Raw genomic sequence first — 25,135 nt, forward strand, 5'->3', positions numbered from 1 at the left:
GCTGGCTGGACCTGGCCACCCGCGAGGTCGTCGGCTACGCCATGGCCGACCACCACCGCGCCGAGCTGGTGGTGGTCGACGCTCTCGACACGGCCACGGCCGGGGCGGACTCGAGCCCGGCTGCGTGGTTCACAGCGATCGCGACAGCGAAGGTGGATTCAGCCAGTCGTCGCAGCACCTCGACTGCGGAGGCGTGATGGGTGGCCGGCGGCTTGGGAGTCGGGGATCGTCGTCAGGTGCCGTCTTCTGCGACGACGGCCCTGCAGCCCGGCGGCCCGCATGAGCCGGGCGACACGTCGGCGGCCCATCCAGACCCCTCCCGCTTGAGCGCAGCATGCACCCGTGAGGAGCCGTAGGTTGCGCGGGACTGCTCGTGGACTCGCGTGATCTGTTCGGTCAGCTCGGCGTCGCGGACTCACGCGGGCCGGGGGTGTTGGCCCGGCGGCCATACAAGGCGGTTCTGGATACATTCAGCAGTTCACACGCTCGTTTGACGTTCTGGCTGCTCTGCTTCTCCGCCTCGATGAACGGGTGCACCGTCACCGGGTCTCCTGCGCGAAGAACGCCGCGGCCCGCTTGAAGATGTCGATCCTCCCGCAGCCGGCGGTTCTCCCGCCGCAGCGCGCTCGCGTTCGCCGCTGGTCAGTCCGTCACGCTCCCAGGCGTCGACCTCGGCCTGTTTCACCCAGTCCCGCACCGCGGTCTCGGTCAGATCAAAGTCGTTGGCCACCTGACCGACCGAGCGGTCACCACGTCGCCACCGCTAGACAATCTCGGCCTTGAACTCCGGCGTGAACGAGCGGCGAGGACGCGGCTTCTTCTTCCCCATGCTCTCCATGATGGACATCCCCCCGGGGCTGAACCCCAGATCTCAGATGTCCGTCCAAGCGGATCAAGCCCACGGCCAGGGTTTACTGTATTCGGCATCACAGCCAGCGACCGGTGTGCCAGCCGTGCAAGTGGCACACTCCCCTCTATCCTGAGGCTTGGGGATCGGGTCGCGGCTCCGGTACCACGGCCGCCAAACCTCGAGCGGGTCAAGGAGAGAACTTGCCTCGTCATCAGGAGACGCTCCGGCGTGCGTTGCCTGGCGCTCAACCGTTGCTCGCCTACGTGACTGCCGATCGGGCTGCACTGTACCGGGTCATTGTCGATCTGCTCTTCAGTAGGGTCGAGCAGTATCAGACGCCCCTGCGTGCCGAGGAGGTACTTTCCGGTATCCGCGCTGCCGCAACCGCGGAAGACGATCCCCACGTCGTCACTGCAGACCTGGCCGGCGTGGAGTCGTGTCTGGATCAGCTGGCTATATGGGGAAATGTAAGCCGGACACGCGACCAGCTCCACTCCACCTCGTTGCGCCTCTACGAGAACCGCGGGTACGTCTACGGGCTTACACAAGCGGGCGAGGCCGCGCATCGGGCTCTTCAGGTCCTGGAGGAGGACCTGGAGCGTAGCGGTGGTCTGCAATCAACAATGCTACGTAACGTCGGTATGCTGCTCTTGGCCATCGAGTCCGAACTGGAGCGGCTGGCACCCGACCCAGCGGTGCTGTTCACTCGCATCGAGGAGCTCCACGCCAACTTTCGCAGCATGACCTCGAGCGCGTCGGTGTTTATGCAACAAGTCGACCGGCTCCTCTCGGACCCGACCCTGGACTCGGCGTCCTTCCGACTGTTCAAGGCAGACACCATCGCCTATCTGAATGGGTTCATCGACGACCTGGAGAGGTCGTCGGCGACCATTCAGGACACTTTGCGCCGTCTCTTGAGTCACAAAGAACTTGATCACCGCATCCGGTTGGCGGCCACCGTCAGTGGCGAGTTCCCCTTGAACGACACGAACCCGGCAAGCGCATGGAGCGAGCGTGTCCGCATGCGGTTGAATGGATTGCACACTTGGTTCTGTGGTGCTCCTGGCAGCACTCCGCAAGTCGAACTCCTGCAACGCCGGGCCACATCGGCTGTCCTCGGCATCGTCACCGCCATCGAGCGGCTGAGCGAGGCGCGAAACCGGTCGGCGGGCGGGATGGAAGACTTCCTCGCTGTGGCACGGCTGTTCCAGCGCGCAGCCTCCGACGAGGAGGGGCACCGTTTGTACCGTGGCATCATGGGTTTGGCAGCCGCCAGGCACTTCACTCTTGCCGAAGAGGACGCGGATCTGGTTCCGCCGACCGCGAGTTGGTGGGAGGCGCCAGCGGTGGAAGTCCCCGCCAAGCTGCGCACGGCTGGGCGCGCCGAACATGTGCGGCGGGCGAGCAGAGTGCCGGACTATACGGCAAGTAAGGCCGCTGCCGCTGAACAGGCCCGGGCACACCAGAGGCAGGTCGATGTGGCAGCCGCCGAATTGTGTGCTCTGGGGAAGGTACGCATGTCGGAACTGCCGGTGCTGAGTGACGCCGTCTTCGATTTGCTGATGTCAATGATCGAAGCAGCACTGCATTCCTCCCCTAGCAGCGACGACGGAACTCGTCAGGCGACGAGTCTGGACGGACGGCTTTCAGTGCAGCTGATGCCGCCTCTCGGAGACTCGGTTGCCCAAGTGACCACTGCACGGGGGAAAATGATTTGCCAGGACTACACAGTGCGCATCCATAGTGCATCAATCCCCCCGGCGCCCGCAGGGGCCGCTGTCCCCGAGCCTCGAACGGGGCCCGCCTCCCCGGAAACTGCCTCGGAGGTGCACGATGCCATCACTTGATCGCACGCTTGATGCCGAAATCCGTGCCAGCCGCGCCCGAGCGGTACGCGCGTTGCTGCGCAGCCCGCTCCTCACCGACACGCACAATGACTTCCACCTTGTGCGAGTCCACGCGCAATGGCTGCAGGAGTACTTCAACGACATGTGCGGGTGGCCGCTGACTGTGGACACCCGTCGGGGGTTTGCACGTTTGCGGAAGATCACCGGACTGACCGACCAGCACCGTCCGGCAATGACAGATCGATCTGACACGCGCCCTTTCAACCTGCGACGCTATGTGCTTTTTTGTACACTCTGTGCCGTTTTGCAAACCGGCGGGCCGCAGACCACGCTACAGGAACTCGCCCACAGCGTGACCGGTCTGACCGCCGACGACGAGATACTCGAACCCTTCGACGTCACAACCCAGGTCGAACGGCGCGCTCTGGTCGACGCGGCACGACTGCTCCTTCAGCTCGGAGTGCTGAAAGAGCAGGACAGCGAAGGCGATTACATTGCCAGTGGCGTCGGGAACATACTGTTCGACGTGGATGTCCGTCGTCTGTCGCACGTCTTGGTCACCCCCCGGCCCCCATCAGCCTCGAACTCCCCGGAGGAGATGCTGCATGAGGACCGGTACGGTCCGCAAGTTACCATCGAAAACTATGAGGCCGGCGCGGACACTGTGACCGACGAACAGCGCGCTTCTCGCTTGCGCCACATCATTATGCGCCGGTTGCTCGACGATCCCGTCGTGTATTTCGACAGCCTGAGGCAGGAAGAACTGGCTTACCTGAAGTCTGCAGAGAGCACGTTGCGTGAGGGCGTCGAGGCAGCGGGGTTCACCCTGGAATGCCGCATGGAAGGCTGGCTTTGTGTCGATCCTCAGGCATGGTCGACGGACATCGTGTTCCCCGGCCCAGACAGCACCGTCAAGCATGCGGCGCTCCTTCTCGCCGATGAGCTGGTCGAGACGGCCCGTACCCGGCAGCAATACGACCTGCGCATCACGACAGGAGAGACCGCAGCCTTCATCGAAGACCTCATGCAGCGCTTCCCCACGTGGGCACGCACCTATCAATCAGCGAAGTCCGGGCCGGACCGGCTGACCAGTGAAGCGCTGATGTTGCTGGCCTCGATGCACCTGGTGTCCCTTGACGAAGACACCGTGTTCGTGCGTCCGGCGATCGCCCGCTTCTCAGCGACACTGACCACGTAAGCAGACGACGCGGCCACCAAAAGCCCTGGCCCCTGGCCTGACCGGCATCGCGGTGGCCGAAAACACAACAATGAGGTGAACACCCAGTGCCTGTTGCCGCCTCTGACATGCTGCACGGTCTGCCAGTGCCAACCACGGAGCGCTGGCAGCCCTTGCGCGCGGGAATCGTCAACGTCTTCCACTATGACCAGCAGACATTCGTCTTCCACAAGGGCCACCTGCTCCTCCGAGGGCTCAATGGCTCCGGAAAGTCAGTGGCGCTCGAGGTGCTGCTGCCCTACCTCTTCGACGCCGACCTGTCTCCTGAACGGCTGTCGACCTTCGGCGGCAGGGACAGGTCAATGCACTGGAAATTGATCGGGTTCGACGAATCCGGACGGGAGAACGCCCGCGGTTACGTCTGGGTCGAATTCGGCAGGCTCTCCGATTCCAATGCACCCGAGTACTTCACGATCGGTGCCGGGCTGGAAGCCATCCGCTCCGATCGCAGCAAGACCAAGGCGTGGTACTGGACCACTCGGCAGCGCATCGGGGTGGAGCTCCAACTCACCAGCCTCCAGCGCGAACCGCACACAGCCGCCAAACTCGCCGACGCATTGGCGGACAATGGCACGGTCCACGCTTCGCCTTCCGGTTATCGCGAGACTGTGAACCAGACCCTCTTTGGCCTACCGGATGAAGCCTACCGCGCACTGCGACGCATGCTGCATGAGCTGCGCCGCCCCCATCTGTCGCAAGGTCTTGACCCACACAAACTGTCGGATCTGTTGTCCGGCAGCCTCCCACCGGTCGACGCGACCGTCATCGGCCAGCTCGCTGCCGGCTTCGACGGTCTTGACCGGCACGCCGCTGACGTGCGCGAGCTGCACACGGCCATGGAACACATCAGCGCCCTGCACGCTGACTACAAGGCGTACGCCCGTAAGTTCGCCAAATCGGCCGCTGTTCGCGTCCGCCGAGCCCACGAAACCCACGAAGACGCCATCCAGCAACAAAAATCAGCCCAGACAGAGCTCGTGGCGGCACAGTCACTCCTTGAGGAAGCAGACACTGCCTTGAGGGAAACCCGAGCGTCGCACGAAGAAGCTGGGGGGCGACTACGCGGGCTGGAAAGCTCGGAGGAGTTCCGGGCCGGCCGCAGCCTTGACGAAGCCGAGCAGCAGGCCAAACGAGCACAAGACATGGCACACAGGGGCCAGGAACGGGCTCAGGCATCGGCGCAGCGTGCGGCTGAAACTGCCGAGCGAACAGAAGATGTAGCCACGCAATTGGCTATGGCACAGGCTGATGCCGACTCCCGAGCCGCCGACAGCCTGAGGGCGGCGAAGCTCGTCGGTTTGGACGTCGCCGTCAAGGCGGTGGCCAAGAAACTGGAGCAATCCGACCTCAGCTCTGCGAAACAGGCTCTCAGTGACGCAATCTCGGCTCGACGCTCCGAACTCGCGGCCGTCACGTCTTTGCTGGGACGCGCTACCGAACAAGACGTGACCGTCTCCGTGCTGCGCCATCGGCTGGATGCAGCCCAGCAGGCACTGCTTGACGCAACCTCCGATGCCCAACGTGCCGAACGTGCCGTCAACGAAGCCCAGGGCGCTTTCACTGAGGAGGTCAGCGACTGGCTGCGGGCAGCCGGAACCCCACAGGAACTCCTTGACGAATCAGATCTGTCCGATCCTGATGCCTTCGGTCTCCTGCTCTCTGACCTTTCCACCCAGAGCCGCGCGACCCTGTTGACCGAACAATCCACTCTCACTCAAGAACGTCAGACTCTGCTAGCCGAACGCCAGCACCTCCGCACCCGCTTCGAAGAGGTATCTCGCGGTGATACGGCATCTCCGTCCGGCAGTCGGACGCGAGCTGGCCAACGCCAGAATCAGGCCGGCGCACCCCTGTTTCTGCTCGTCGACTTCGCACCGTCGCTGCCGAAGGTCCTCCACGCCGGTCTCGAAGCTGCTCTGGAGGCTTCAGGCCTGCTTGATGCATGGGTGACGCCGGATGGCCGAGTACTTCCCCGAGATGTGGAAGACGTGGCGCTGGTTCATCTCGGACCGACGGTCACCGGAACGTCGCTCGGAGATGCCCTGGTCCCCGCGGTTTCGGACGCAGTGAACACTGAGGTCGTCGCCCGCGTATTGGCACAGATCGCTTGGGTGGCCGAGCCCACGTCGCAGCTACCTGAAGGCGCTGCCGCGACGATCGCTGGGGACGGGCGGTTCCGCGTGGGACCACTTGAGGGTCGATGGAGCAAGCCGACGGGCGAGTTCATCGGAGCTTCCGCACGCGAGAACCGGCAAAAGCAAGCGGCACGCGACCTGGCGCAACAGCTGGAAACACTCGACGCAACGCTGGCCGGCGTAGAAGAGCGTCATAAGCTTGTCGCCGAACGACTCCGCACACTGACGGACGAGCTGTCATCGGCACCACGCAGCAGCCGTCTTCGTACCGCCGAGCGTGAGGTGGACCGGACCGCAGCGGTGGTGGGCGAACGAGCGGACCTCGTCCGGCAGGTCACCACCGCCTTGCAAGAGGCCCTCACCAAGTTGGACGGGGACCTGCGCGCAGCACGGGTGGCTGCTGAGTCGACCGGTCTCACCGAGGCCCAGTTGCCCGAGGCGATGAGGGCTCTTGACGTCCTGGACGAGGCGGGTCGTGAGTGGGTGCACAGCCGTCGGCTGCTCGCGCACCTCTCCCAGCTTGCCGCCACGGCCAACGTCGATGCCGCATCTGCCGCCCGCGACGCCACGGAAGACCAAGAGAAGGCCATCGTCGCGCAAAACACCGCCCGCGAAGAGCAAGCACGCTTCGAGGCCGTCAAGAATGCTTTGGGCACGCAGTACGCTGCGGTGATGGCTGAGATCGCCACAGCACGTGACAAGTTGAACGCAGTGGCGGCACAAGAACGATCTTTGCAGGACACTCGCGTCGAACTGACCGCTCGCAGCCGCGATGCCGCGTCGCTCGTCAAGGAGCGGTCCAAGGCGGTATCCGACAGTGAGGCCGTCCTGCAGGCCGCCGCCGACGCACTGGTTCAAGCAGCCAGCCTCGGGCTCCTGCAAGTCGCTGGCGTCACTGAACACTTCGCTGCAGGCCCTTCGAGCGCGACAGACACGTCGCCCGGTGACGTGAACCCGCAAGCGTGGTCGCTTCCAGAAGCGATTGCTGCGGCACGTGGTTTGGATTCCGGCATCGGGCGGGAGGCTTCCTCGGACGAAGCACTCGAACGAGCTCTGAATACGGTGACCGAGCGCCGCTTCGTGGTGGAACGTGCCGTCAGTGACGGCATCGTGCTCCGGCAGCGCTCCGAGGGCGGCCTCCTGGTCATTGACACCGTGTACCAGGGGCGTGCACTACCACTCCACGCCCTGCACACCCGATTGCAGCACGAGGCCGAACGGACAGCATCACTGCTCGAATCCACGGAACAGCAGCTGTTCGAATCGTTCCTCGCTGGCCAGGTACGTCGCGAGGTCTCTCAGCGCATCACCATGGCGGACGGAATTATCTCGAAAATCAACTCGCTGATGGAGAATTGTCCGACTGCTTCAACCATGCGTCTGCGGCTTGCATGGTTGCCCACTGAGGAGATGTCCACGAGCACCACTCGCGTGATGGAGATGCTCCGTACGCCACCAGCAGAACTTTCGCAGGCGGATCGGACTACGCTGGAGATGTTCTTCCGGCATCGTATCGAAACCGTGCGGGCCACAGCCAGCAGCAGCACGTGGACGGAACAACTGCTGAAGGTTTTCGATTACCGGCTATGGCACCGCTTCACGCTGCAGCGGCAGCAGAAAGACAAGCCGTGGGAGACCCTAACGCGTTCCAAGCACGCAGCCATGTCCGGTGGGGAGAAGGCAGTAGCACTGCACCTGCCTCTTTTCGCAGCTGCAGCCGCACACTACGAGGCATCCGGTGTGCGATCCCCCCGGCTCATCCTGCTGGACGAGGTCTTCGCGGGCGTGGACGCTCCTATGCGGGGCCGACTGTTCAAACTCGCTTGTGACTTCGACCTCGACATGATCGCTACAAGCGAGTCGGAGCAGGGAACGCATGCCGACCTCAATGGCATCGCCATCTACCAGCTTCTACGTTCCGGCAACCAACCGGGTCTGCTTGCCGTGAGATCAGTGTGGGACGGTCATGATCTGCACCGACTCCTTGATGCAGACCTCGCTTCCTAGAACTCCAACATCCGAAGCAGGGGCCCCGGTCCCGGGGCCCCTGTCGCGAGTGAGTGCTCGCGCGCGGACCGAAATCAGGCCGATGCTGCCGTTGCCGAAGGCGCTCGTCCCTGCGACCGGTCTGTCTTTTGGCCGACCTTCCCAGGGGCGACGGTGCTGGGATCTACAGCCTCCCCAGGCGAGAAATGGGCGTACGCGCCCTCAGGACTGGCGTCTCGGTCGTGGGGCAGGAGGAAGAAAACCCGCCGTTCGTAAAGACCGGAATCTGGATTCGGCTTCGCTGAATCATTGAGAACGCTGTATCCGACCATACGACCGTCACGCGCATAACGAGGCTTTCCTCCCTTTCGGGGGAGCTTGTCCAGCGCTTGACGTACATAGTCCAAATTTTCAGGGTCTTCCAGCCACACGATTTGAGCCTCGTCTGTAAGCGCTGCCTCCTCCAGTAGCGAGCTCATGGCTTCAGCCCCACTTTCTTATCTGCTGCCGGTCCAGGTTCAGGTTCAGGTGGCCATAGGTCCATGCCCGGTTCATGCCTCACCGTCGAGCTACCGACTTGTACGGTGCGTGATGACCAGTGACGCTGCCCGTCCCTGTGATCTGGTCGCCGATTGTCTCCATGGTAGACGGCGCGGCGAGCTTGTCGTAGTGCGCCGTCGGCTACGTCGGCAGGCAGCTGGCTACTGACTTGCGAACAACCATGGCGTCCGCCCCTCGGTGTCTTCATCCTGCACCCAACCCGTCCCATCAGCGAGCCGTCCTGTCCGCGGCTTGGAGACCAATGCCAGGATAGAACTTCCGGCCGTTCGCCCTGATCATGTCCGACGCGCTCGCGATCCTCAGCTCCTGCCGCACACGCGCCGAGAACGCTCGTGGTCCGGCAGGAGCCTGGGCCTCGTTCGCACACCACTTGACATACGCGTCATTGAGCGTGGTCTGCTCTGTACGCAGCTGAGGTTGCAGCACGCACTCCTCCTGGAGGAAACGGCCGATGTGATCCTCGTTCGCTGCGTAAGACTCCGTGGCTGTCCTCACCTGGGCCGGCCCGTTCAGTGGGTCACGGGTGCGACACCACTCCACTGCTCCCCGGATCAACCAGTGCAGGATGCCGGGGCCTTCTTCCTGCACAAGCACACGAGCAAGGTTATCGATCTTCCGCTCGTCAGGCACAGTCCGTTCAAACGGGATCAGCCGCATGCGACGCCAAAAGGCATAGCCTCCCGTGGTCACCTCAGGCTTGTGGTTACCGAGCAGCCACAGGTGGTGTGTGGGCTCAAAACTGAAGAAGTCCTGACGCATACGGCGCGCCTTGATCGTATCGCCACCTGTAAGGAGCTTGACACGGGCTTCGTCAAACCGATCGCCAGCCTTGAGTTCGCTACAGACGATGATCCGTCGGCCGTGAAGTTCCGTGAGCTCGGTGGAGTGCTCCTCGAACATGCGCGCCATGAGAAAACCTGGCGGGGCAGCGTCCGCATAGTCGCCGAGCAGCTGAAGCACCACGTCCAATAGGGCCGATTTACCGTTTTTCCCCGCACCGTGAAGGAAGGGCAGAACCTGTGCGCCGACGTCTCCCGTGATGGAGTAGCCGAGTAGCAGATGAACGAACTTGATCGTCTCTTTGCCTGCAGCGTCCTCGCCAAACGTATCGGCCAGAAACTGATGCCACCGAGGCGTAGGCATGCCTTGAGGGGCGACACTCGTGGACCGGCTGTGAAAGTCCTTGTACGGATCAGCCGGCGCGATCACACCTGTTTTGAGGTTGACCACGCCGCCTGGGGTGCACAGCGCATAAGGGTCGCCGTCCAATGCCTTCGCGTTCAGGGCCAACTCAGGGTGCGCCTTGGCCAACAGGAGCAGGTTCTTCTGGCCTGACGCAGACAGCGTGCGGGCACGATGCCGGGCTACTTCCCGGTCAGAGAAGATGCCTGTCGCGTCTGTGTGTGCAAGCTCCTCGGCCATGTCTCCTGCAGCCCAAAGGGCTGCATTCTCTCCGCCACCGCGCTTCCAGCGATAGCCCTCCCAGCTGTACCAGCCAATACCATCCACGTACCGAAAACGGTGTTTGTTGAGTCTGACGAACAGCTTCGCATTGCCCCTGTCGGACAAGGAATCAGGAAGGTACGGCGGCACAGGAAGGTGATGGTTTTGCACCGGGGGCTCTGGCGCTTGGATAGAGGGAGACCCAGACTGCTGTACTGGCACGGAGTACGTGGGCGGAACGTCCCCAAAATCAATCATTTGCTGTGCTGCCGCTTGGGCGTCGAAACCGCTGGAGGTCCCGTGGTTGGTGCTCATGGGCGTCCTTCGGGGTGAAGCGGTCGGCGAGCTCCTGCCGCGAGGGCTGACTTGATGATCTGTCGATTTCGTGCAGCCTGATGAGGACGAGCACGGTCCGCTGCATCGATGAGGAGTTGACATGCCTCATCAAGGGATATGCGGCCACCCTGGCTGAAGCCACCCGCAGTGAAAGCCGCTCGGTTGAGTTTCTCGGTGAATCCAGCTCCCTCGGGAATCGTTGCGCACGCGTCGACAGCGGCCAGTAGGGTCTCCAGGGCTCGCCAAGCCCTGTCGCGGCTATTGCGGGTAACTCGCCGCCGCGTGGGAGCCGACAACGGCTGCGGAGGCGCATGAACATGCCCTGTTCTAACCAGTTCTGCTCCAAGCCAGCGCGGGAGAGGCGCAGGCAGAGTTGCGCTCCCTACTCGTTCATAACGTCCCGTCGATGTTCTCGTCGACGGTGCAATGATGTACCCGCCAGTCGACCGCACGTCGACCTGCCACGCGAGTGCGGTCTTACCCGATCCTGTGGAGGACTTGTATGGCGGATCCTCAGCCGTCCGCCGATACCAGATATGACACCCTCCCGAGACTGTGCGCACTCGCAGAGTCGTCCGATCGTCCACGGGATTGGGTTGACCTCGGAGAGCAGCCAGGAGCGCGAGCGTGTCGTATCCGCTGGAAAGACCGGAAAGGTTGACACGTGCGTCGATCGAAATACCCGGCAGAAGGCGGGTTCGATCAGGTACTTGTGCAGCATGGGCATCGACATCGATGACTACGAGATCTGCCGGTCCGCATGAGACAGCAACCCCGAAGTTCGGCTCCAAACTCCACCAGCGTCTGATCAATTCATGATCAGTCGTCGCGGCATGGAAGCTGTGACACCACCTGCCCTCCCTGAGACAGGCACAGGTCTCGGGAGCGTGCGCACGATCCTTGCCGCAGTTCCGGCAATTGGCAGGAGGAGTCTTGCGCAGAGGGGTCAGCGGATGGACAGGCCAGTTTTGGTTGGCGCACCAGTGTGCAACGTCCTCAGGGCTGGCGCCGGCTGCGCTGATCTCGCCGTGGCGGGGCACTGGATCCTCTTCGAGCGGACAGGGACTGAGTGACTTGGTTCAGTCCAGACGGGAAGTCCTGGTCAGGGACCTTCCAGCGGCTGGGTAGTGACTGTAGGGACTGAGTTTCTGGATGAGGACACGGAAAGCTTAGTCGGTCTGGCACGCCCGCGTCACAGGGGAGGTAACGCACCCGCGCGCCTGGGCTGCAAGGCGCAAAGTAGCCCGATATGTTCCCTTCGTCCGTTTGGTGAGGGACTGTAGTGACTCAGTTTTAGAATTACCACAAGTTCATCCACGAAGGGGAGATGTCCGTTTTGGCGGTTTTGCCCCTACATCTGAGGGACTGTAGTGACCAAGATTCCGCAACTCTACCCCGGTTCCGTGTCCTTGACGGCGGTGGCACGCATATTGGCGCACATATTCAAGAACTCGGTCCCTTCAGTCCCTGCCTCGGCGTTGCCTACCAGTCTGACCTGCAGCTTTGTAGGTAGTGACTGAAGCTCCATCAACGGGACCGAAGGGCAAAAGCGTGTTCGGCGTGTCGCTCCCGAGGCTGGCGCTCTTCGTTCGAGTCGTCACGGTTTCAGAGATCGTGTTCTCCGGGGTCGGCGTGCCATACCGTGCCCGGTTCCCGTGACGGGCTGTCGGTTCATCCTGCGGGCCGACCGGCAGAGAGCGCAGCCCGATTGAGGCGTGCCCCCGCAGAGGGACCGGCAGAGAACCTCACTCGTAGGCTGACAGGCCCCACGCGGACCCCCGCCCTGGCCGGAGCGGATCCTGGGAGGCTGCGATTGGCCGAACTCACCGTTCTAGCCACCACGGAGTAGATCGCCTGCCCTGTTCGGCAGAGGTCCGATTCCTCCCCGGCCTGAAGGTCGGGGCATCCTCGGAAGTTTGCGGTGAAATGCCGCACCTCGACTGCCAAAACCTGTGCTGGTTCCTGCACGAAATCGACCCCAAACTCCCCCAGGCCGCCTGCGGCGGCTACGCATGGTGGATGCCTGACAGACCACACTCCGGGGGCGACCGAACGCGATCTTGGGTTCGCCCTCGGCCTGGTCGCCAAGTCCCGTCGTCTCACCGAAGAGATCAACGCAAAATGAGAGGAGCACCTGGCGCTGGCTCGTATGGGTTCGGGCCCCACACATGTTGGAACTCCTCACAAAGCGACCCCACTCGGGCCGAGCACTGATGCGGGTGCATCATGGCGACGGCTGATGAGAGCGTGGAGAGCGGGGATAGCCGAGGGCAGGCGGGGAGATAAGGATGGATCTCATCCGGTCTGTCCGGTGAGAGCGGTCTTCGGGTGCAGGAACTGCCCTGGCGCGATTTCCTCGATGCAGAGATCGTTGTCACGAGTGGGTTCGCCCAAGGACGCTCGGCTGTGTGTCCGGCCCCTGACGATGTGGCTAGTTGGTCGCAGGCCCTGAGCACACTTCCCGCTGGACGAGATCCCGCTTGACTGGACGACAATCCCAACCCCAAGCTTCCATTCGAACTATCGGGCCATCACGGCGTTTGCCATGATCGTGGTGGAGGACATGCCGGACCCGGTACGGCGGTCCGTGTACCGGCCAGGCTGGTCGAGGGTGGGCCAACGACCAGCACGAACGACTTCAACAGGTCCGGCCGGCCTGGCCCAAGGACGTTGTCGAAACCTACATGGTGCCTATGAGTGGGGCCGCTGAACTACCGCCAGCTGGCACCAGCACCTGATGCCGCAGGCCAGCCTCAGGAAGTTTTTCGGATGTCGCCGCGGATATCCCGGCAAACGCGTAACCAGCGGAACCAGTGCAGCGGGGCGATGCTCTGTCCGACCACCCATTGGTGCACGCCTAGGCCGGAGCCACATCCGGTGCCTTGGCGCTCGATGATCGGATTGATCCCGACAATACGGACCTGGTGTAGGATTTGTCGCGGTCACGGTCAGCAGGCAAGCTATCCGGCCGTCGTGGTCTACCACGTTGGCCCCACACTGATGGGACGGCCAGGATCAAAAGGCAGCGCTGGTGGCGCCGTTCCGGTTTCCGCGCGCAAGTGACACCGCCAACGAGATTCCGTGCGCTTCGGTGATCAGATAGTGCTTGGAGCCTGTTCGGGCGCTGTCGACCGGGCTCGGTCCGGTTTTTGGCTCCCCTTCAGGGCCCAGACGAGGGAGTCGTCAATCACCGCCCTCGATGCGCCCCGGCAGCGTTCAGCTCAGCCAACAACGACTCGTGCCAGACCCCGCGTCGTTCCAGTCACGAAAGGCGCCGCCAGCAGGCCATCCCCGGAAGCAGGCCCCCTCGCCGACCGCTCCAGCCGGCCCTGCTCCCACACCTCACTCGGCGGCTGCCGCCGAAATGCAGGTGTGCCCGACTGCGTCAGGAACGCAAGCCCGGACCGGGCTTGGGCCTACCGCAAGAGCCTCGCCTGACAGCAGGCCCTCACCGACCTCGGTACCGCCGACAAGCTCACCCGCGCCTACCGGCCACAGACCTACGGCAAGGTCGAGCACTTCAACCGCACCCTTTTCGACGAATGTGTCTACCTGACGCAAGCAACACCGAACACACGGCCGTACTGGACAACTTCCTCCGCCAGCACAAACAACACCGATGCCAGATCGCACTCGAAGGCAAGCCACACATCAGCCGCGCAAGCAGCGCTCCGGGTCAATACACCCAGGACCCGTCTGGGGGGTCCGCCCGATGCGGGCCTTGTTTCGACCTCCTGCGGGGAACGGCACCGGCGGTGCACTTCGAGGGCCTGCTGACCATCGCGATCGACGGAACCTACCTCGATGTCCCCGACAGCCGTTGCGCCGCGCCGGCCCGGACAAGATCACGAATCAGTCCGCGACCTCCGGCTACCCGCAGATCTGCCTGACCGCGCTCGTGGCGTGTGGAAGCCGCGTGGGCCTAGATGCCGCCTTTGGTCCTCGCTCCAGCGGCGAACCGTCCACGGCAAGCACATGATGCGCTCCCTACATGCCGGAATAATCGTCCTGGTCAAACGAGGTTTCTCGGGTAACACCTTCCTGGCTCCCGTTGCAGCCACCGAGGCCCCTATCCTCTCCCGCGAACTGCCGTCCGCAAACCCAGCAAGCATCGACCGCTTCGACGACAGCTCCTACCTCTCCCACTTCGGCATCGAGGTAGGCATCATCGGGTGCGAGATCACCGTCACCGCCAGCCAGGGGCGCCTGGCAACTGCTCAGTTCTCCCGCACCGGCTTCTACTGCGCCACATCGCAACCCCCCGGGCCGGCGCACAGACCACGACCGTCCGCACGCGATCACGCGGAACCTGTGCAGGCCCACGCTTCCACGCCGTGGTCCGGTGGGCAGGCTCCGGATGCGGCAGCTGTGTCGCACCTTGTGCGAGCCGCTGCGACACGCGAAGGGCTGGAATCGCTACAAGGGACTGAAAGGCAGGGACTGACACGTTGGGTACCTGTTGCTGAAACATGGCAAATCTGCAGGTCAGAGAGGGATCAGGATCAGAGTAGTGACTGTAGTGACTGAGGTTCGGATGTTATGACACGCTCGCGCACATGAGGGCTGACTCCTGTTCGCAGGCAACAAGTAGATTCGGTCACTTCAGTCCCTGGAGTGTCTTGTATCCGCTACTTGACCTGGCGTTTGAGTAGTGACCAGCAGCCAGTGACCAAGGGATCCGCGCCCCGACTCAAAGTCAAGCGGAAGCTTCTTGCCTTGTGAGGTGCCTGCCTACTGGGCTGGGACAGGGACTGGGTGGGGTTAGGCACTGTTGACAGAGGGTTCCTAAGAGTGCAGGTCAGAGACCTACGACGCGACTGGTAGTGACTGTAGTGACTGTGTTCTGGTGGTTATGACGCGCGCGCACACGTGAGAGCCCAGAACAGGACTCGTCGGTAATTCAAAGCTTCGGTCACTACAGTCACTGACAAGGGGGTTGGAGTACCCCTGACCTGCCAGTTCTCCAGTTCCAAGACTGTGCCGACCAGGCATCCTTCGGTCACAACACCAGACGTCAGCGTTGCAAACTGCTGGTACCGATAAATGCTGGACACGACTCGCTCGCTGGGTGTGGGTGATTACCGTGACGTTCTCTCCTGCCGGCTCCGCGCTTGGAACCCGTCCACGTGCCCTGGCAACGGTGGCCGCAGAGTGGGCTTGATCGACATAATCCCTGGCCAGCTGAACGCCCGTCTCCGGCAGATCCTGGATGGGCACGCGCCCATCGTCGCGTGTCACTGACGCGCAGTCACTCAAGGAAGCTTCGTCGATACCAGCCGACGGCCTGGGGCTGCGCCCGTCCGAAGCCAACGGGCGGAAGCAGCGCCGTGCAGGCAGTTTTTTTTGATGGATATGGCCGCTTCGACGAGCTCCTGAGGGGTTTTTGCGCTTCTACAGAACCCTGCCGCGTGGAGGGGCCTGGAGCGTCTCCCAGGGAAAGGAAAACGGCGTTATACACTAGCCAACTGGCTAGTGGTTTGGCTCGGATCCTTGGACGGGGAATCAGCTGATTTCAGTTCAGGGTGAGATTGTGCCTGCATGACTGATGCGGTTGATAATGGTGGGGGGAAAGGTGGGCAATTGTCAATACCTGTGGATCAGCTGACCTCGGTCAGGGTCGCGAAGCCGGTGGTGGGTAGGTCGGAGCCTGCGGCGAGCGGGGCAACTTCCCCCTCAGTCGACGTCTGACGTGGAATCGGTTGAGGCCGCCGCAGAGTTCCACGACGCCCCCGACAAGAGGCACACTGTCGGTCTACGCGCACGAGTTGGTGCGGCCGCGCGTGGTGCGGAAGGTTGAGTTGCATGGCCATTGCGAAAAGGGGCACGCGGGTAATTGTTGTCGACGGAGAACGCTATCGCTGGGTAGTCGCGCCCAATGATGAGCCCGGTCTGGCAATCGTTGTCCTGCACGAGGAAAATGATGGACAGCGCATGGCGACGTGGGTTGAGCACGGTGTGGTGATCGCACCTGGGTTGGTTGCGGGAGTCATACGAGATGCGTTGCTTCACCACGGCTGGACACCTCGGCAACGTCGCAAGCAGCTCACCTTGCGATGCCTGGACAGAAATCCGGATTCGGCGAATCTCAGGTTGGTCAGTTGGCCGCCTGCGGTTTGAATGGGGGGCTCGTCAATCAGTTGAACTCAGTGTCAGGCAACAGCAGGCGCGGGCCGCTCGACCAGCTGGCCGCGTTCGAAGCGGGCGCCGGCACGGACGAGCGGGACGAGATGGGAGCCGTTGATGACCCGCCAGCGGGCCTGGGCGGATTCGACCAGCTTGAAGACCATCGCCAGTCCTGCCGCGCGGCTGCCGGCGCCCTTGGTGACCTTGGTGCTGAGGCGGACGGTGGCGAAGGTCGACTCGATGGGGTTCGTGGTGCGCAGGTGGATCCAGTGCTCGGCCGGGAAGTGGTAGAACTCCAGCAGCACGTCCTGGTCATCGGTGATCTTCCGGACCGCCTTGGGGAACTTCGCGCCGTGGAGCTTCGCGAACGTCGTGATGGCCTGCTCGGCACGCTCGCGATCTTCGGCGTTGTAGATGTCCTGCAGGGCCTTCTTCGCCGCCGATTGCGCGGACTTGGGCATGGCGTCCAGCACGTTGGCGGTCTTGTGACCCCAGCACCTTTGCTCGCGGGTGGTGGGGAAGACCTCGCGCAGGGCCTTCCAGAAGCCAAGCGCGCCGTCGCCGACCGCGAGCACCGGGGCCCGCATGCCGCGGCGCGCGCAGTCACGCAGGAGGGAGGCCCAGGCTTCGGACGATTCGCGGTAGCCGTCAGTCATGGCCACCAGCTCTGTGGTGCCGTCGGCGCGGACGCCGATCACAACCAGAACGGCGGCCTTGGCCTCTTCCAGGCGGATCCGCAGGTGGATGCCGTCGACTCTGACGTACACGTAGTCGGTGCCGGACAGATCGCGGTCCTGGAATGCGGGTGGTCTGCTTGCCATTGGGCGGTCAGCCGGGTGACGGTCGCCGGCGACAGGCCCGCCGTGGAGCCGAGGAACTGCTCCAGCGCGGGCACGAAGTCCCCGGTGGACAGGCCGTGCAGATAGAGCAGCGGCAGCACCTCCGCGATCTTCGGAGACCTGCGGCACCAGGGCGGCAGGATCCCCGAGGAGAACCGCTTGCGCTCCCCACTGGTTGCGTCCACCCGCTTGTCGTTGACCCGCGGCGCCCGCACCTCGACCGATCCGGCCGCGGTGGTGACCTTCCTTGGCTGGTGGTAGCCGTTGCGCACCACCAGACGGCGACCGCTCTCGTCTCGCTGGTCGGCTAACTCGGCTATGTAGGAGTTGACCTCGGCCTCCAGCGCGGCGGCCAGCATCCGGCGCGCGCCCTCCCGGACAATCTCGTCCAGCAGCGATAACCCGCCACTGGTGGTGCCATCGGCGTTGACTACGGTGAGCACGGACGTGCCTTCCCGACCGACGCGCCAACGTCGGCCTTGCTCGATGGCCTATCGATCGATCACCAGGGAAGGTACGTCCTCCCCGGCCCGATCCACAGGTTCCGAGCATTGCTCGGGATAGGTCGAGCACGCGGTCATCGCGCAGTTTCGACTGACTGGCGAGGGGTGCGGTAAACCGGGCGATGATCGCCCTCGGGCGCTCCCCGATTCGAGCAGTGCTCAGGACTCGTGGACAGGTTCCCGGGAGGACGTACTTTCCCGAATGATCCTGTGATGGTCACCGATCAGGCCCGCGTTCGTAGCGCGGGTCGAGAAGGCGCGCCCGTGCTCAGCGTAGTTACCGACGACGGCTCCCCCCAGTTCGGCTCCCTGATCGACGAAATCGTCCGTGAAGGCGCCCGCCGCATGCTGGCCCCCGCCCTGGAGGCCGAAGTCAACCAGTACATGGCCGAGTTGGCTGCCGAGACGGTCCTGTCCTCCCGAAGCTGCCGCGAAGTGACAAGTAGCTCTCTGTAGCAAGGCAGGGGTGTGCTTGTCCGGGTTTTCGATCTTCTGGGGTCGCTGAGCGGGCGTTTCCGCGAGGTTGGTCCGGTCACAACGACCGGAGGGAGCGCGGGGTGCGGCAGGACGGGGAGCCGGAGGACCTGATCGAGGTCTGGACGCTGCTGGAGGAGGACCAGGAGCGGCTGCGGAACAAGTCGGGGGCGAACCGGCTGGGCTTCGCGCTGCTGCTGAAGTTCTTCGAGGTGGAGGCCCGGTTCCCGGAGGATGTCGGGGAGATCCCGGTGCCGCGGTGTCGTACGTGGCCCAGCAGGTGAAGGTGCCGGCCGAGGAGTGGGCCGCGTACGACTGGTCGGGGCGGGCGATCAAGCGGCACCGGGTGGAGATCCGGGGCGCGTTCGGGTTCCGGGAGTGCACCGCGGAGGACCAGGCCCAACTCGCCGAGTGGCTGGCGGTGGAGCTGTGCGGGGTGGAGCTGAACCGGGGCCGGCTGTCGGCGGCGACCCGGTCCCGGCTGGACGACCTGGTTGCCGAGGACGCCGGCGGTGAGGAGTCGGCGGGCGGCGGGGTGTCGTTCTTCTCCGAGTTGAAGGCGGACCCGGGCGCGTTGGGCCTGGACAGTCTGCTGGCGGAGGTGAACAAGCTCCAGCGGGTGCGCGCGCTGGAACTGGCGCCGGAGCTGTTCGAGGACGTGTCGGAGAAGCTGGTGGCGGCGTGGCGGGCGCGGGCCTCAAAGGAGTACCCCTCGGACCTGCGGGCGGTAGCGCCGCCGGTGCGGTAGACGCTGCTGGCCGCGCTGTGCCACGTGCGGCAGACAGAGATCACCGACTCGCTGGTGGAGCTGTTCATCCAACTGGTGCAGCGGATCAACACGCGGGCGGAGAAGAAGGTCGAGGGCGAGTTCACCAAGGACCTCAAACGGGTCCGCGGCAAGGAGGGCATTCTGCTGCGGCTGGCGGAGGCGGCGGTCGCGGAGCCGGGCGGCACGGTCCGCCGGGTGATCTTCCCGGTGGCCGTGGAGTCGACACTGAAGGCGCTGGCCGCGGAGGCGGCGGCGAACGAGGCCCGCTACCGGGCGAGGGTGCGCACCGTGCTGCGGTCGTCGTACTCGGGGCACTGGCGACGGATGCTGTCCCCGCTGCTGGGGGCGCTGGAGCTGTGCAACAACACCGCCTACCGGCCGGTGACGGACGCCATCGACCTGCTGAAGCGGTACCTGGACCAGCCCATCGCCAAGGAGGCCGCGTTCTTCGACGAGGCGGAGAAGATCCCGCTGGCCGGCGTGGTGCGTGAGGAGTGGCGCAAGGCGGTCGTGGACGAACGCGGCCGGGTCGAGCGCATCCCGTACGAGCTGTGCGTGCTGGTGTCGCTGCGGGACGCGCTGCGGCGCCGGGAGATCTGGGTGCCGGGTGCGGGCCGGTGGCAGAACCCGGAGGACGACCTGCCGCCGGACTTCGAGGACAACCGCGACGTGCACTACGACGCGATCCGCCAACCCCAGGACCCCCACGCCTTCATCAACGCGCTGAAGAAGCGGCTGCGGGAAGCCCTGACCCGCTTCGACACCGCACTGGAGCTGGGCACCACGGGCGGGGTGGACATCGTCCGCAGGCACGGCGAGCCGTGGATCAAGGTCTCACCGCTGGGCAAGCAGGTGGAGCCGGAGAACCTGGTCGCGCTGAAGGCGGAGATCGAGCGGCGGTGGGGCACCATCGACCTGATCGACATCCTGAAGGAGGCCGAGTTCGCCACAGGGTTCACCTCGGAGTTCGCCTCGCTCGCCACCAGGGAGGCGGTCCCGAAGGCGGTACTGCGGCGCCGGCTGCTGCTCGTGCTGTTCGCGCTGGGCACGAACAGGGGTATCAAGCGGGTCGCGGTCACCGGCAAGCACGGCGAGAGCGAGGCCGTCCTGCGCCGCGTGCGGCACCTGTTCGTCAACCGCACCAACCTGCGCGCCGCCCTGGTACGGCTGGTCAACGCCACCTTCGCCGCCCGCGATCAAGCGTGGTGGGGCGAAGGCACCGCCTGCGCGTCGGACTCGAAGAAGTTCGGGTCCTGGTCCAGCAACTTCATGACCGAGTGGCACCAGCGCTACCGCGGGCCCGGCGTGATGATCTACTTGCACGTCGAGAAGAAGTCGCTGTGCGTGTACTCCCAGCTCAAGTCCTGCGCCGCGAGCGAGGTCGCCGCGATGATCGAGGGTGTCCTGCGGCACTGCACGGACGTGGAGATCGACCGCCAGTACACCGACACCCACGGTGCTTCCATCGTCGGGTTCGCCTTCGCCCACATGCTCGGCTTCAACCTGCTGCCGAGACTGAAGAACGTCGGCTCCGCGCGGCTGTACCGGCCGGCTGCCGGTGAGGACGAGACCTGGCCGCACTTGGCGCCGGTGCTGTCGACCAAGACGATCGACTGGGACCTGATCGCCCAGCAGTACGACCAGATCGTGAAGTACACCACCGCCCTGCGCCTGGGCACCGCGGAGGCCGAGCAGGTCCTGCGGCGCTTCACTCGCGGCGGGCCGAAGCACCCGACGTACAGGGCGATCGAGGAACTGGGCCGCGCGGTGCGTACGGCGTTCATCTGCGACTACCTCGCCGACGCCGACCTGCGCCGCGAGATCAACGACGGGCTCCAGGTCGTGGAGAACTGGAACTCCGCCAACCACGACCTGTTCTACGGCAAGGACGGCGACCTGACCGGCTCCGACAAGGAGTCCCAGGAGGTCTCCATGCTCGCCCTGCACCTGCTCCAGTCCGCGCTGGTGCACGTCAACACCCTGCTCCTCCAGGACATCCTGAGCGAGGAGAAGTGGCAGAAGCGGCTCACCGACGCCGACCGGAGGGCCCTGTCCCCGCTGTTCTGGACGCACGTGAACCCCTACGGCCGGTTCGAGCTGAACATGAACGCCCACCTTGACCTGGCCGCTGCCGGGGCGGCCCCGCTGCCCGGCCCACGCAGCGGCGAGCCGGCCACTGTCTGACGAAGACGACGACGAAGACGAGGCGTGTTCACTCAGGTGGTGACCGGCTGCCCGCTGGAGGGCTGCGTCGGTTCAGTTGCGTTCATCAGTCAGGGTGCTCCAGTCCTGCCGCGCTGCCCACTGTGCGAAGGTCGTCGTGGTCAGGCCGTAGGCGGCGGCGTGGTGGGGGCGTGCGGGGTAGCCGACACGGTCGTTCCAGCGGTCGCCGAACGCTGCGGATACACCGCTACTCTGCGTCTTCTCTTCCAGGGAGATGAAGTCGGTGGTGATCTCGCGGCCGGTGGCCTGGGAGAGGACGTCGGCCATCTGCGGATAGGTCAGCGCATCGCCGGCAAGGTCGACCTCGGCCTCGTGGAACCTGTCGGGCTCGGCGACGGCGGCGGCGACAGCGGCACCCAGGTCGTCGGCGCAGATGAGCGCCAGCTCGGTCTGCGGGCTCATGGCGGTGACCAGCTTGCCGTGAGGCAGCTCGGGGGCCATGTACTCCCGGCGGGGCAGGAGGAAGTTCTCCATGTACCAGGCAGGCTTGAAGATGGTCCATCGTTGCAGTCCTGAGCGCCGGATCGCGTCCTCGGTCGCGTCTTTCTGGTCCCAGTACTCCTTCATCACCGGATCGTTGATCTCGAAGTCCGGGTGCTGGGCCCGCCATCCGGTCGCCGATACCGAGGTGTGCAGGAGCTGGGTGATGCCGGCGCGCTGGGCCGCGGTGACGATGTTGCCGGCCTGGCGGTTTTCGGCGGGGTCGGCCGGGTCGATACTGGCCAGCTGCACCGAGAAGACCGCGTCGTGTCCGGCGCCGGCCGCTTCCAGGGAGGCGACGTCCTCCAGGTCCCCGGTGGCCAGGACGGCGCCCAGGGCGGCCAGGGCCTGGGCGGGAGCCGAGGAGGGGTTGCGCACCAACGCGGTGACGGGGTGTCCCGCGCCCAGGAGCGCGCGGGCGACAGCGCCGCCCTGCATTCCGGTCGCCCCGGTGACCAGCACCTTGGCCTTGTCGTTGGATGTCATGGTGAGCCTGCTTTCGGTTGATCGTGTTTTCTGGGATCTGGGCACGGGACTGTCGGACCCGGCACGGCACCCCGGGTCGGCCAGGACTGACGCGGCCGGGGTACTGGGGTCTCGGCTTAGAACACGAGCACGGGCCGTCCCCGCACCCCGCCTTCCTCGATGAGCCGGTGCGCTTCGGCGACCTGTTCGAGCGGGTAGGTCCCCGCGACGCGGAGCGTGAGGACACCGGATTCGGCCAGGTCGCGCAGCCGCATCAGAGCTGCTGTGTCGCGGATGCGGTCGTAGACGAAGACGGGGAACCAGCGCACGCCCCGGTCGGTGGCACCGGTGAACCCCTTGAAGGTCGCGATCCCGCCGCCGTCGCGCACCGCCGCGGCCACCGCCTCGCCCACCGACCCGCCGTCGATGACCCCGTCCGCACCGTCAGGGCGCAGCCGGCGGACCGCGTCGGGGAAGTTGTCCCCGCGGGGGAGCACGTGATCGGCGCCCAGGTTCGTGACGAGGTCGCGGTCCTTGTCCGCCGCGTCGGCGATGACCGTCAGCCCGGCCGCCTTGGCCATCTGCACGGCGTAGCCGCCGATCCCGCCGGCGGCACCGGTCACCGCCACCGTCGCTCCCGGGGCCAAGGCCAGCGCATCCAGGCCCATCTGTGCGGTCAGCGCGGCCATCAGCAGGGTCGAGGCCGCCGTCAGGTCGACTCCCTCGGGTGCGCGGACCACCGATTCCGCCGGTACGACCACGTACTGGGCCTGTCCGCCCTGGTCCAGCTTCGGCTCCGTGACCGCTACCACCTCGGTGCCCAGGTCCAGCTCCGGACGTGTTCCCTGCCCGACCTCGTCGATCGTTCCGGCGATCTCCCACCCCACGACGTACACGTCCGAGGGCGGGTTCATCTCCGGGCTGTACTGGGCGGAGAGCCCGGTGCGGATGTTGACGTCGGCCGGATGGACGGCGGCCGCGGCCACCTTGATCCGCACCTGCCCCGGTCCCGCGTGCGGTTCGGGCAGCTCCAGCACCCGCATGACCTCGCTACCGCCGAACTCGGTGAAACCTACGGCCTTCACTGCGCCACCTCACTGTCGGAATCAAGCCCTCCAACCCGAGACGTAGATGTTCCGGGTACTCGGCGACGTTAACAGCCCGGCTATACTCGAAACAAATCAGTCCCAGTTCGCGAGGAGAGCCCCATGCCACAGCCCGGCGCACAGCTGCGGCGGCCTTCCGGCCTCTCCGGACCGCCCCGCGATCCCGCCCGGGACGCCCGGATCCTGCACGCCGCGACGGAGCTGCTCGCCGAGGGCGGTTACCCGGCCATGACCATGGACAAGGCCGCGGCGCGGGCCGGGGTGGGTAAGGCGACCGTGTACCGACGCTGGCCCTCGCGCGCCGAACTCGCGGCGGAAGCCCTCGGCCACGCCGGACTCACCGACGACGTCATGCCGGTCATCATCGGCAGCGGGCACCTGCGCGACGAACTCCTCGCCACCCTCGCCAGCGCCATCGGCAGCCAGGACACCTCCCGGGTCGACCTGGTCTCGGCCCTGCTCGACACCGCTCGTCAGGAGCCGGAGCTGTGCAGCCTCATCCGCGTGCGCTACGTCGAGTCCCTGCACCAGGCACTCGCCGGCGTGCTGGATAACGCGGTGCAGCGTGGCGACGTGCCCTCCCGACCCGACCATCCACAGGGCGGACACGCGATCGCGGTCTCCGCCGCCATCGCCCTCCTCGTCCACTGGGGAGTCGTCCACGATCGCCCGATCAGTGACGAGGACATCGCGCAGATCGTCGACGGCGTACTCATGCCCCTGCTCCGATAGCCCCGGGGCCACGCCGTGCCTGTCAGCCAGTGAGCGGTGATGTCACCGCGACACGGCGTCGTCTGATCTCGCAGAAACGGTCCTTTGCGCGGACATCATCATGACGATTGCGCACTGTCCTTCGCGATTCGGCTGATCTGCTGCAGCCGACGCCCTTCCTCGATGCTCACCAGCCGGACGCCCCCTATGGCATGCCGCCTCACAACCACCTCCACGGGCACGACCTGAAGGCAGCTCGCCTTGCACCAGCCAGATGATCAATCAGCGGCCAAGGATCCGAGCCAATCCACTAGGGTCCGTCTTCAAAGGTCATCAGGCAGTGGATCATGGTTGCGTGATACGTCGCCATGAACTCACTGATCATGAGTGGGAGTTGCTCGCTCCGTTGATACCGCGGGCTGCGACGGGCCGGCCGCGAGTGGATGACCGGCAGGTCATCAACGGGATGGTCTACAAGATCCGGACCGGGATTTCCTGGCGTGACCTCCCGGAACGCTACGGCCCGTGGCAGACGGTCTACACCCGCTTTCGCCGCTACGCACTAGACGGCGTGTTCACCCAGGCCCTGCAACAAGTCCAGGTAGAGGCCGACGCGGCCGGCGACATCAACTGGCTCGTGCAGATCGACTCCACCGTCTGCCGGGCCCACCAGCACGCCGCGGGAGCGAGGAAAAGGTGCCCCTATGGTCTTCGTCAAGCCGCGGTAGGGGTCGGCGGGTTGTAGAAGGTGCCGTCGCGGAGCATGGCGAAGAGCACGTCGATGCGGCGTCTGGCGAGGGCGATCAGGGCTGCGACGTGGTGTTTCCCCTCGCGGCGTTTCCTGTCGTAGTAGGCCCGTGACTCCGGTTGCGAGAGCGAGGCGATTGCGGCGAGGTGGAAGGCGCGTTTGAGCTGCTTGTTACCTCGCCGAGCGGGGTGTTCGCCGCGGATGGAGGAGCCGGAGGCTCGCGTGACGGGTGCCAGGCCTGCGTAGGCGGCCAGGTGTCCGGCCGTGGCGAAGGCACTGCCGTTGCCGACGTCGATGAG

At 64.9% G+C, this 25,135-nt stretch carries 15 protein-coding genes and 4 pseudogenes; 11 read left to right on the forward strand and 8 right to left on the reverse strand.

Going from position 1 to position 25,135, the window contains the following annotated elements; all coding sequences use genetic code 11:
• A partial coding sequence (locus tag ACIP98_RS39375; RefSeq protein WP_401981246.1) for a hypothetical protein occupies positions 1-197 on the forward strand: 197 nt, incomplete at its 5' end.
• On the opposite strand, the pseudogene ACIP98_RS39380 reads toward ACIP98_RS39375, so the two are convergent.
• Positions 159-400: pseudogene (locus ACIP98_RS39380) on the reverse strand (IS3 family transposase). The gene ACIP98_RS39375 and the pseudogene ACIP98_RS39380 sit on opposite strands and share 39 nt — an antisense overlap.
• A 650-nt stretch (positions 401-1,050) precedes the next feature.
• On the opposite strand from ACIP98_RS39380, the gene ACIP98_RS39385 reads away from it, so the two are divergent.
• From ACIP98_RS39385 to ACIP98_RS39395, 3 genes are all read left to right on the forward strand, one after another.
• Complete coding sequence (locus ACIP98_RS39385; protein WP_401981248.1) at positions 1,051-2,697, forward strand: TIGR02677 family protein; 1,647 nt, start codon at positions 1,051-1,053, stop codon at positions 2,695-2,697.
• A complete protein-coding gene (locus ACIP98_RS39390; RefSeq protein WP_401981250.1) occupies positions 2,684-3,895 on the forward strand; it encodes a TIGR02678 family protein in 1,212 nt (403 codons plus the stop codon). The genes ACIP98_RS39385 and ACIP98_RS39390 overlap by 14 nt, the downstream gene beginning before the upstream one ends.
• 86 nt (positions 3,896-3,981) lie before the next feature.
• Complete coding sequence (locus ACIP98_RS39395; protein ID WP_401981251.1) at positions 3,982-8,076, forward strand: TIGR02680 family protein; 4,095 nt, start codon at positions 3,982-3,984, stop codon at positions 8,074-8,076.
• Positions 8,077-8,150: 74 nt separating this feature from the next.
• Here ACIP98_RS39395 and ACIP98_RS39400 read toward each other — a convergent pair whose 3' ends face one another.
• From ACIP98_RS39400 to ACIP98_RS39410, 3 genes are all read right to left on the reverse strand, one after another.
• On the reverse strand, positions 8,151-8,534 hold the full coding sequence (locus tag ACIP98_RS39400; protein ID WP_401981252.1) for a DUF6009 family protein: 384 nt from the start codon (positions 8,532-8,534) through the stop codon (positions 8,151-8,153).
• A gap of 289 nt (positions 8,535-8,823) precedes the next feature.
• Positions 8,824-10,374, reverse strand: a complete 1,551-nt coding sequence (locus tag ACIP98_RS39405; RefSeq protein WP_401981253.1) for a phage/plasmid primase, P4 family — start codon at positions 10,372-10,374, stop codon at positions 8,824-8,826.
• Positions 10,371-11,435: a bifunctional DNA primase/polymerase gene (locus tag ACIP98_RS39410; RefSeq protein WP_401981256.1), complete on the reverse strand. Its 1,065-nt coding sequence runs from the start codon at positions 11,433-11,435 to the stop codon at positions 10,371-10,373. The genes ACIP98_RS39405 and ACIP98_RS39410 overlap by 4 nt, the downstream gene beginning before the upstream one ends.
• 1,288 nt (positions 11,436-12,723) lie before the next feature.
• On the opposite strand from ACIP98_RS39410, the gene ACIP98_RS39415 reads away from it, so the two are divergent.
• Together ACIP98_RS39415 and ACIP98_RS39420 are read left to right on the forward strand one after the other, a co-directional pair.
• Positions 12,724-12,879 carry a DUF5959 family protein gene (locus tag ACIP98_RS39415; RefSeq protein ID WP_401981258.1) on the forward strand — a complete coding sequence of 52 codons (156 nt, stop codon included), beginning with the start codon at positions 12,724-12,726 and terminating at the stop codon, positions 12,877-12,879.
• 3,318 nt (positions 12,880-16,197) lie between these two features.
• Complete coding sequence (locus ACIP98_RS39420; protein WP_385789282.1) at positions 16,198-16,512, forward strand: hypothetical protein; 315 nt, start codon at positions 16,198-16,200, stop codon at positions 16,510-16,512.
• A 32-nt stretch (positions 16,513-16,544) separates the two neighbouring features.
• Here the strand turns inward: ACIP98_RS39420 and ACIP98_RS39425 are convergent.
• Positions 16,545-17,800, reverse strand: a pseudogene (locus tag ACIP98_RS39425) (IS256 family transposase).
• Between the two features lie 324 nt (positions 17,801-18,124).
• Here ACIP98_RS39425 and ACIP98_RS39430 point away from each other — a divergent pair.
• The 3 genes and pseudogenes from ACIP98_RS39430 to ACIP98_RS39440 form a co-directional block, all read left to right on the forward strand.
• Positions 18,125-18,265: pseudogene (locus ACIP98_RS39430) on the forward strand (IS256 family transposase); the annotation flags it as partial.
• A gap of 152 nt (positions 18,266-18,417) precedes the next feature.
• Positions 18,418-19,082 (forward strand): annotated as a pseudogene (locus ACIP98_RS39435) (DUF4158 domain-containing protein).
• A gap of 24 nt (positions 19,083-19,106) precedes the next feature.
• Positions 19,107-21,287: a Tn3 family transposase gene (locus tag ACIP98_RS39440; RefSeq protein ID WP_401981260.1), complete on the forward strand. Its 2,181-nt coding sequence runs from the start codon at positions 19,107-19,109 to the stop codon at positions 21,285-21,287.
• 72 nt (positions 21,288-21,359) lie between these two features.
• Here the strand turns inward: ACIP98_RS39440 and ACIP98_RS39445 are convergent, their stop codons facing one another.
• Both ACIP98_RS39445 and ACIP98_RS39450 read right to left on the reverse strand, forming a co-directional pair.
• Positions 21,360-22,292, reverse strand: coding sequence for an NmrA family NAD(P)-binding protein (locus tag ACIP98_RS39445; RefSeq protein ID WP_401981263.1), 933 nt, complete (start codon positions 22,290-22,292; stop codon positions 21,360-21,362).
• A 116-nt stretch (positions 22,293-22,408) separates the two neighbouring features.
• A complete protein-coding gene (locus ACIP98_RS39450; RefSeq protein ID WP_401981264.1) occupies positions 22,409-23,356 on the reverse strand; it encodes an NADP-dependent oxidoreductase in 948 nt (315 codons plus the stop codon).
• 123 nt (positions 23,357-23,479) lie between these two features.
• Here ACIP98_RS39450 and ACIP98_RS39455 point away from each other — a divergent pair, with 123 nt between their 5' ends.
• Positions 23,480-24,109, forward strand: coding sequence for a TetR/AcrR family transcriptional regulator (locus ACIP98_RS39455; RefSeq protein WP_401981265.1), 630 nt, complete (start codon positions 23,480-23,482; stop codon positions 24,107-24,109).
• Between the two features lie 253 nt (positions 24,110-24,362).
• A complete protein-coding gene (locus ACIP98_RS39460; protein WP_401981267.1) occupies positions 24,363-24,833 on the forward strand; it encodes an IS5 family transposase in 471 nt (156 codons plus the stop codon).
• Here ACIP98_RS39460 and ACIP98_RS39465 read toward each other — a convergent pair.
• The coding region (locus ACIP98_RS39465; protein WP_401981270.1) for a transposase at positions 24,803-25,135 on the reverse strand (333 nt) is incomplete at its 5' end. The two genes, ACIP98_RS39460 and ACIP98_RS39465, sit on opposite strands and share 31 nt — an antisense overlap.

The organism is Streptomyces sp. NPDC088354, from assembly GCF_044753585.1.
Lineage (GTDB): Bacteria > Actinomycetota > Actinomycetes > Streptomycetales > Streptomycetaceae > Actinacidiphila.

Coding starts and splice junctions, on each gene's coding strand:
- ACIP98_RS39420 (WP_385789282.1), top strand. CDS start 16,198: ATGGCCATTGCGAAAAGGGGCACGCGGGTAATTGTTGTCGACGGAGAA.
- ACIP98_RS39390 (WP_401981250.1), top strand. CDS start 2,684: ATGCCATCACTTGATCGCACGCTTGATGCCGAAATCCGTGCCAGCCGC.
- ACIP98_RS39455 (WP_401981265.1), top strand. CDS start 23,480: ATGCCACAGCCCGGCGCACAGCTGCGGCGGCCTTCCGGCCTCTCCGGA.
- ACIP98_RS39445 (WP_401981263.1), bottom strand. CDS start 22,292: ATGACATCCAACGACAAGGCCAAGGTGCTGGTCACCGGGGCGACCGGA.
- ACIP98_RS39405 (WP_401981253.1), bottom strand. CDS start 10,374: ATGAGCACCAACCACGGGACCTCCAGCGGTTTCGACGCCCAAGCGGCA.
- ACIP98_RS39400 (WP_401981252.1), bottom strand. CDS start 8,534: ATGAGCTCGCTACTGGAGGAGGCAGCGCTTACAGACGAGGCTCAAATC.
- ACIP98_RS39460 (WP_401981267.1), top strand. CDS start 24,363: ATGATCAATCAGCGGCCAAGGATCCGAGCCAATCCACTAGGGTCCGTC.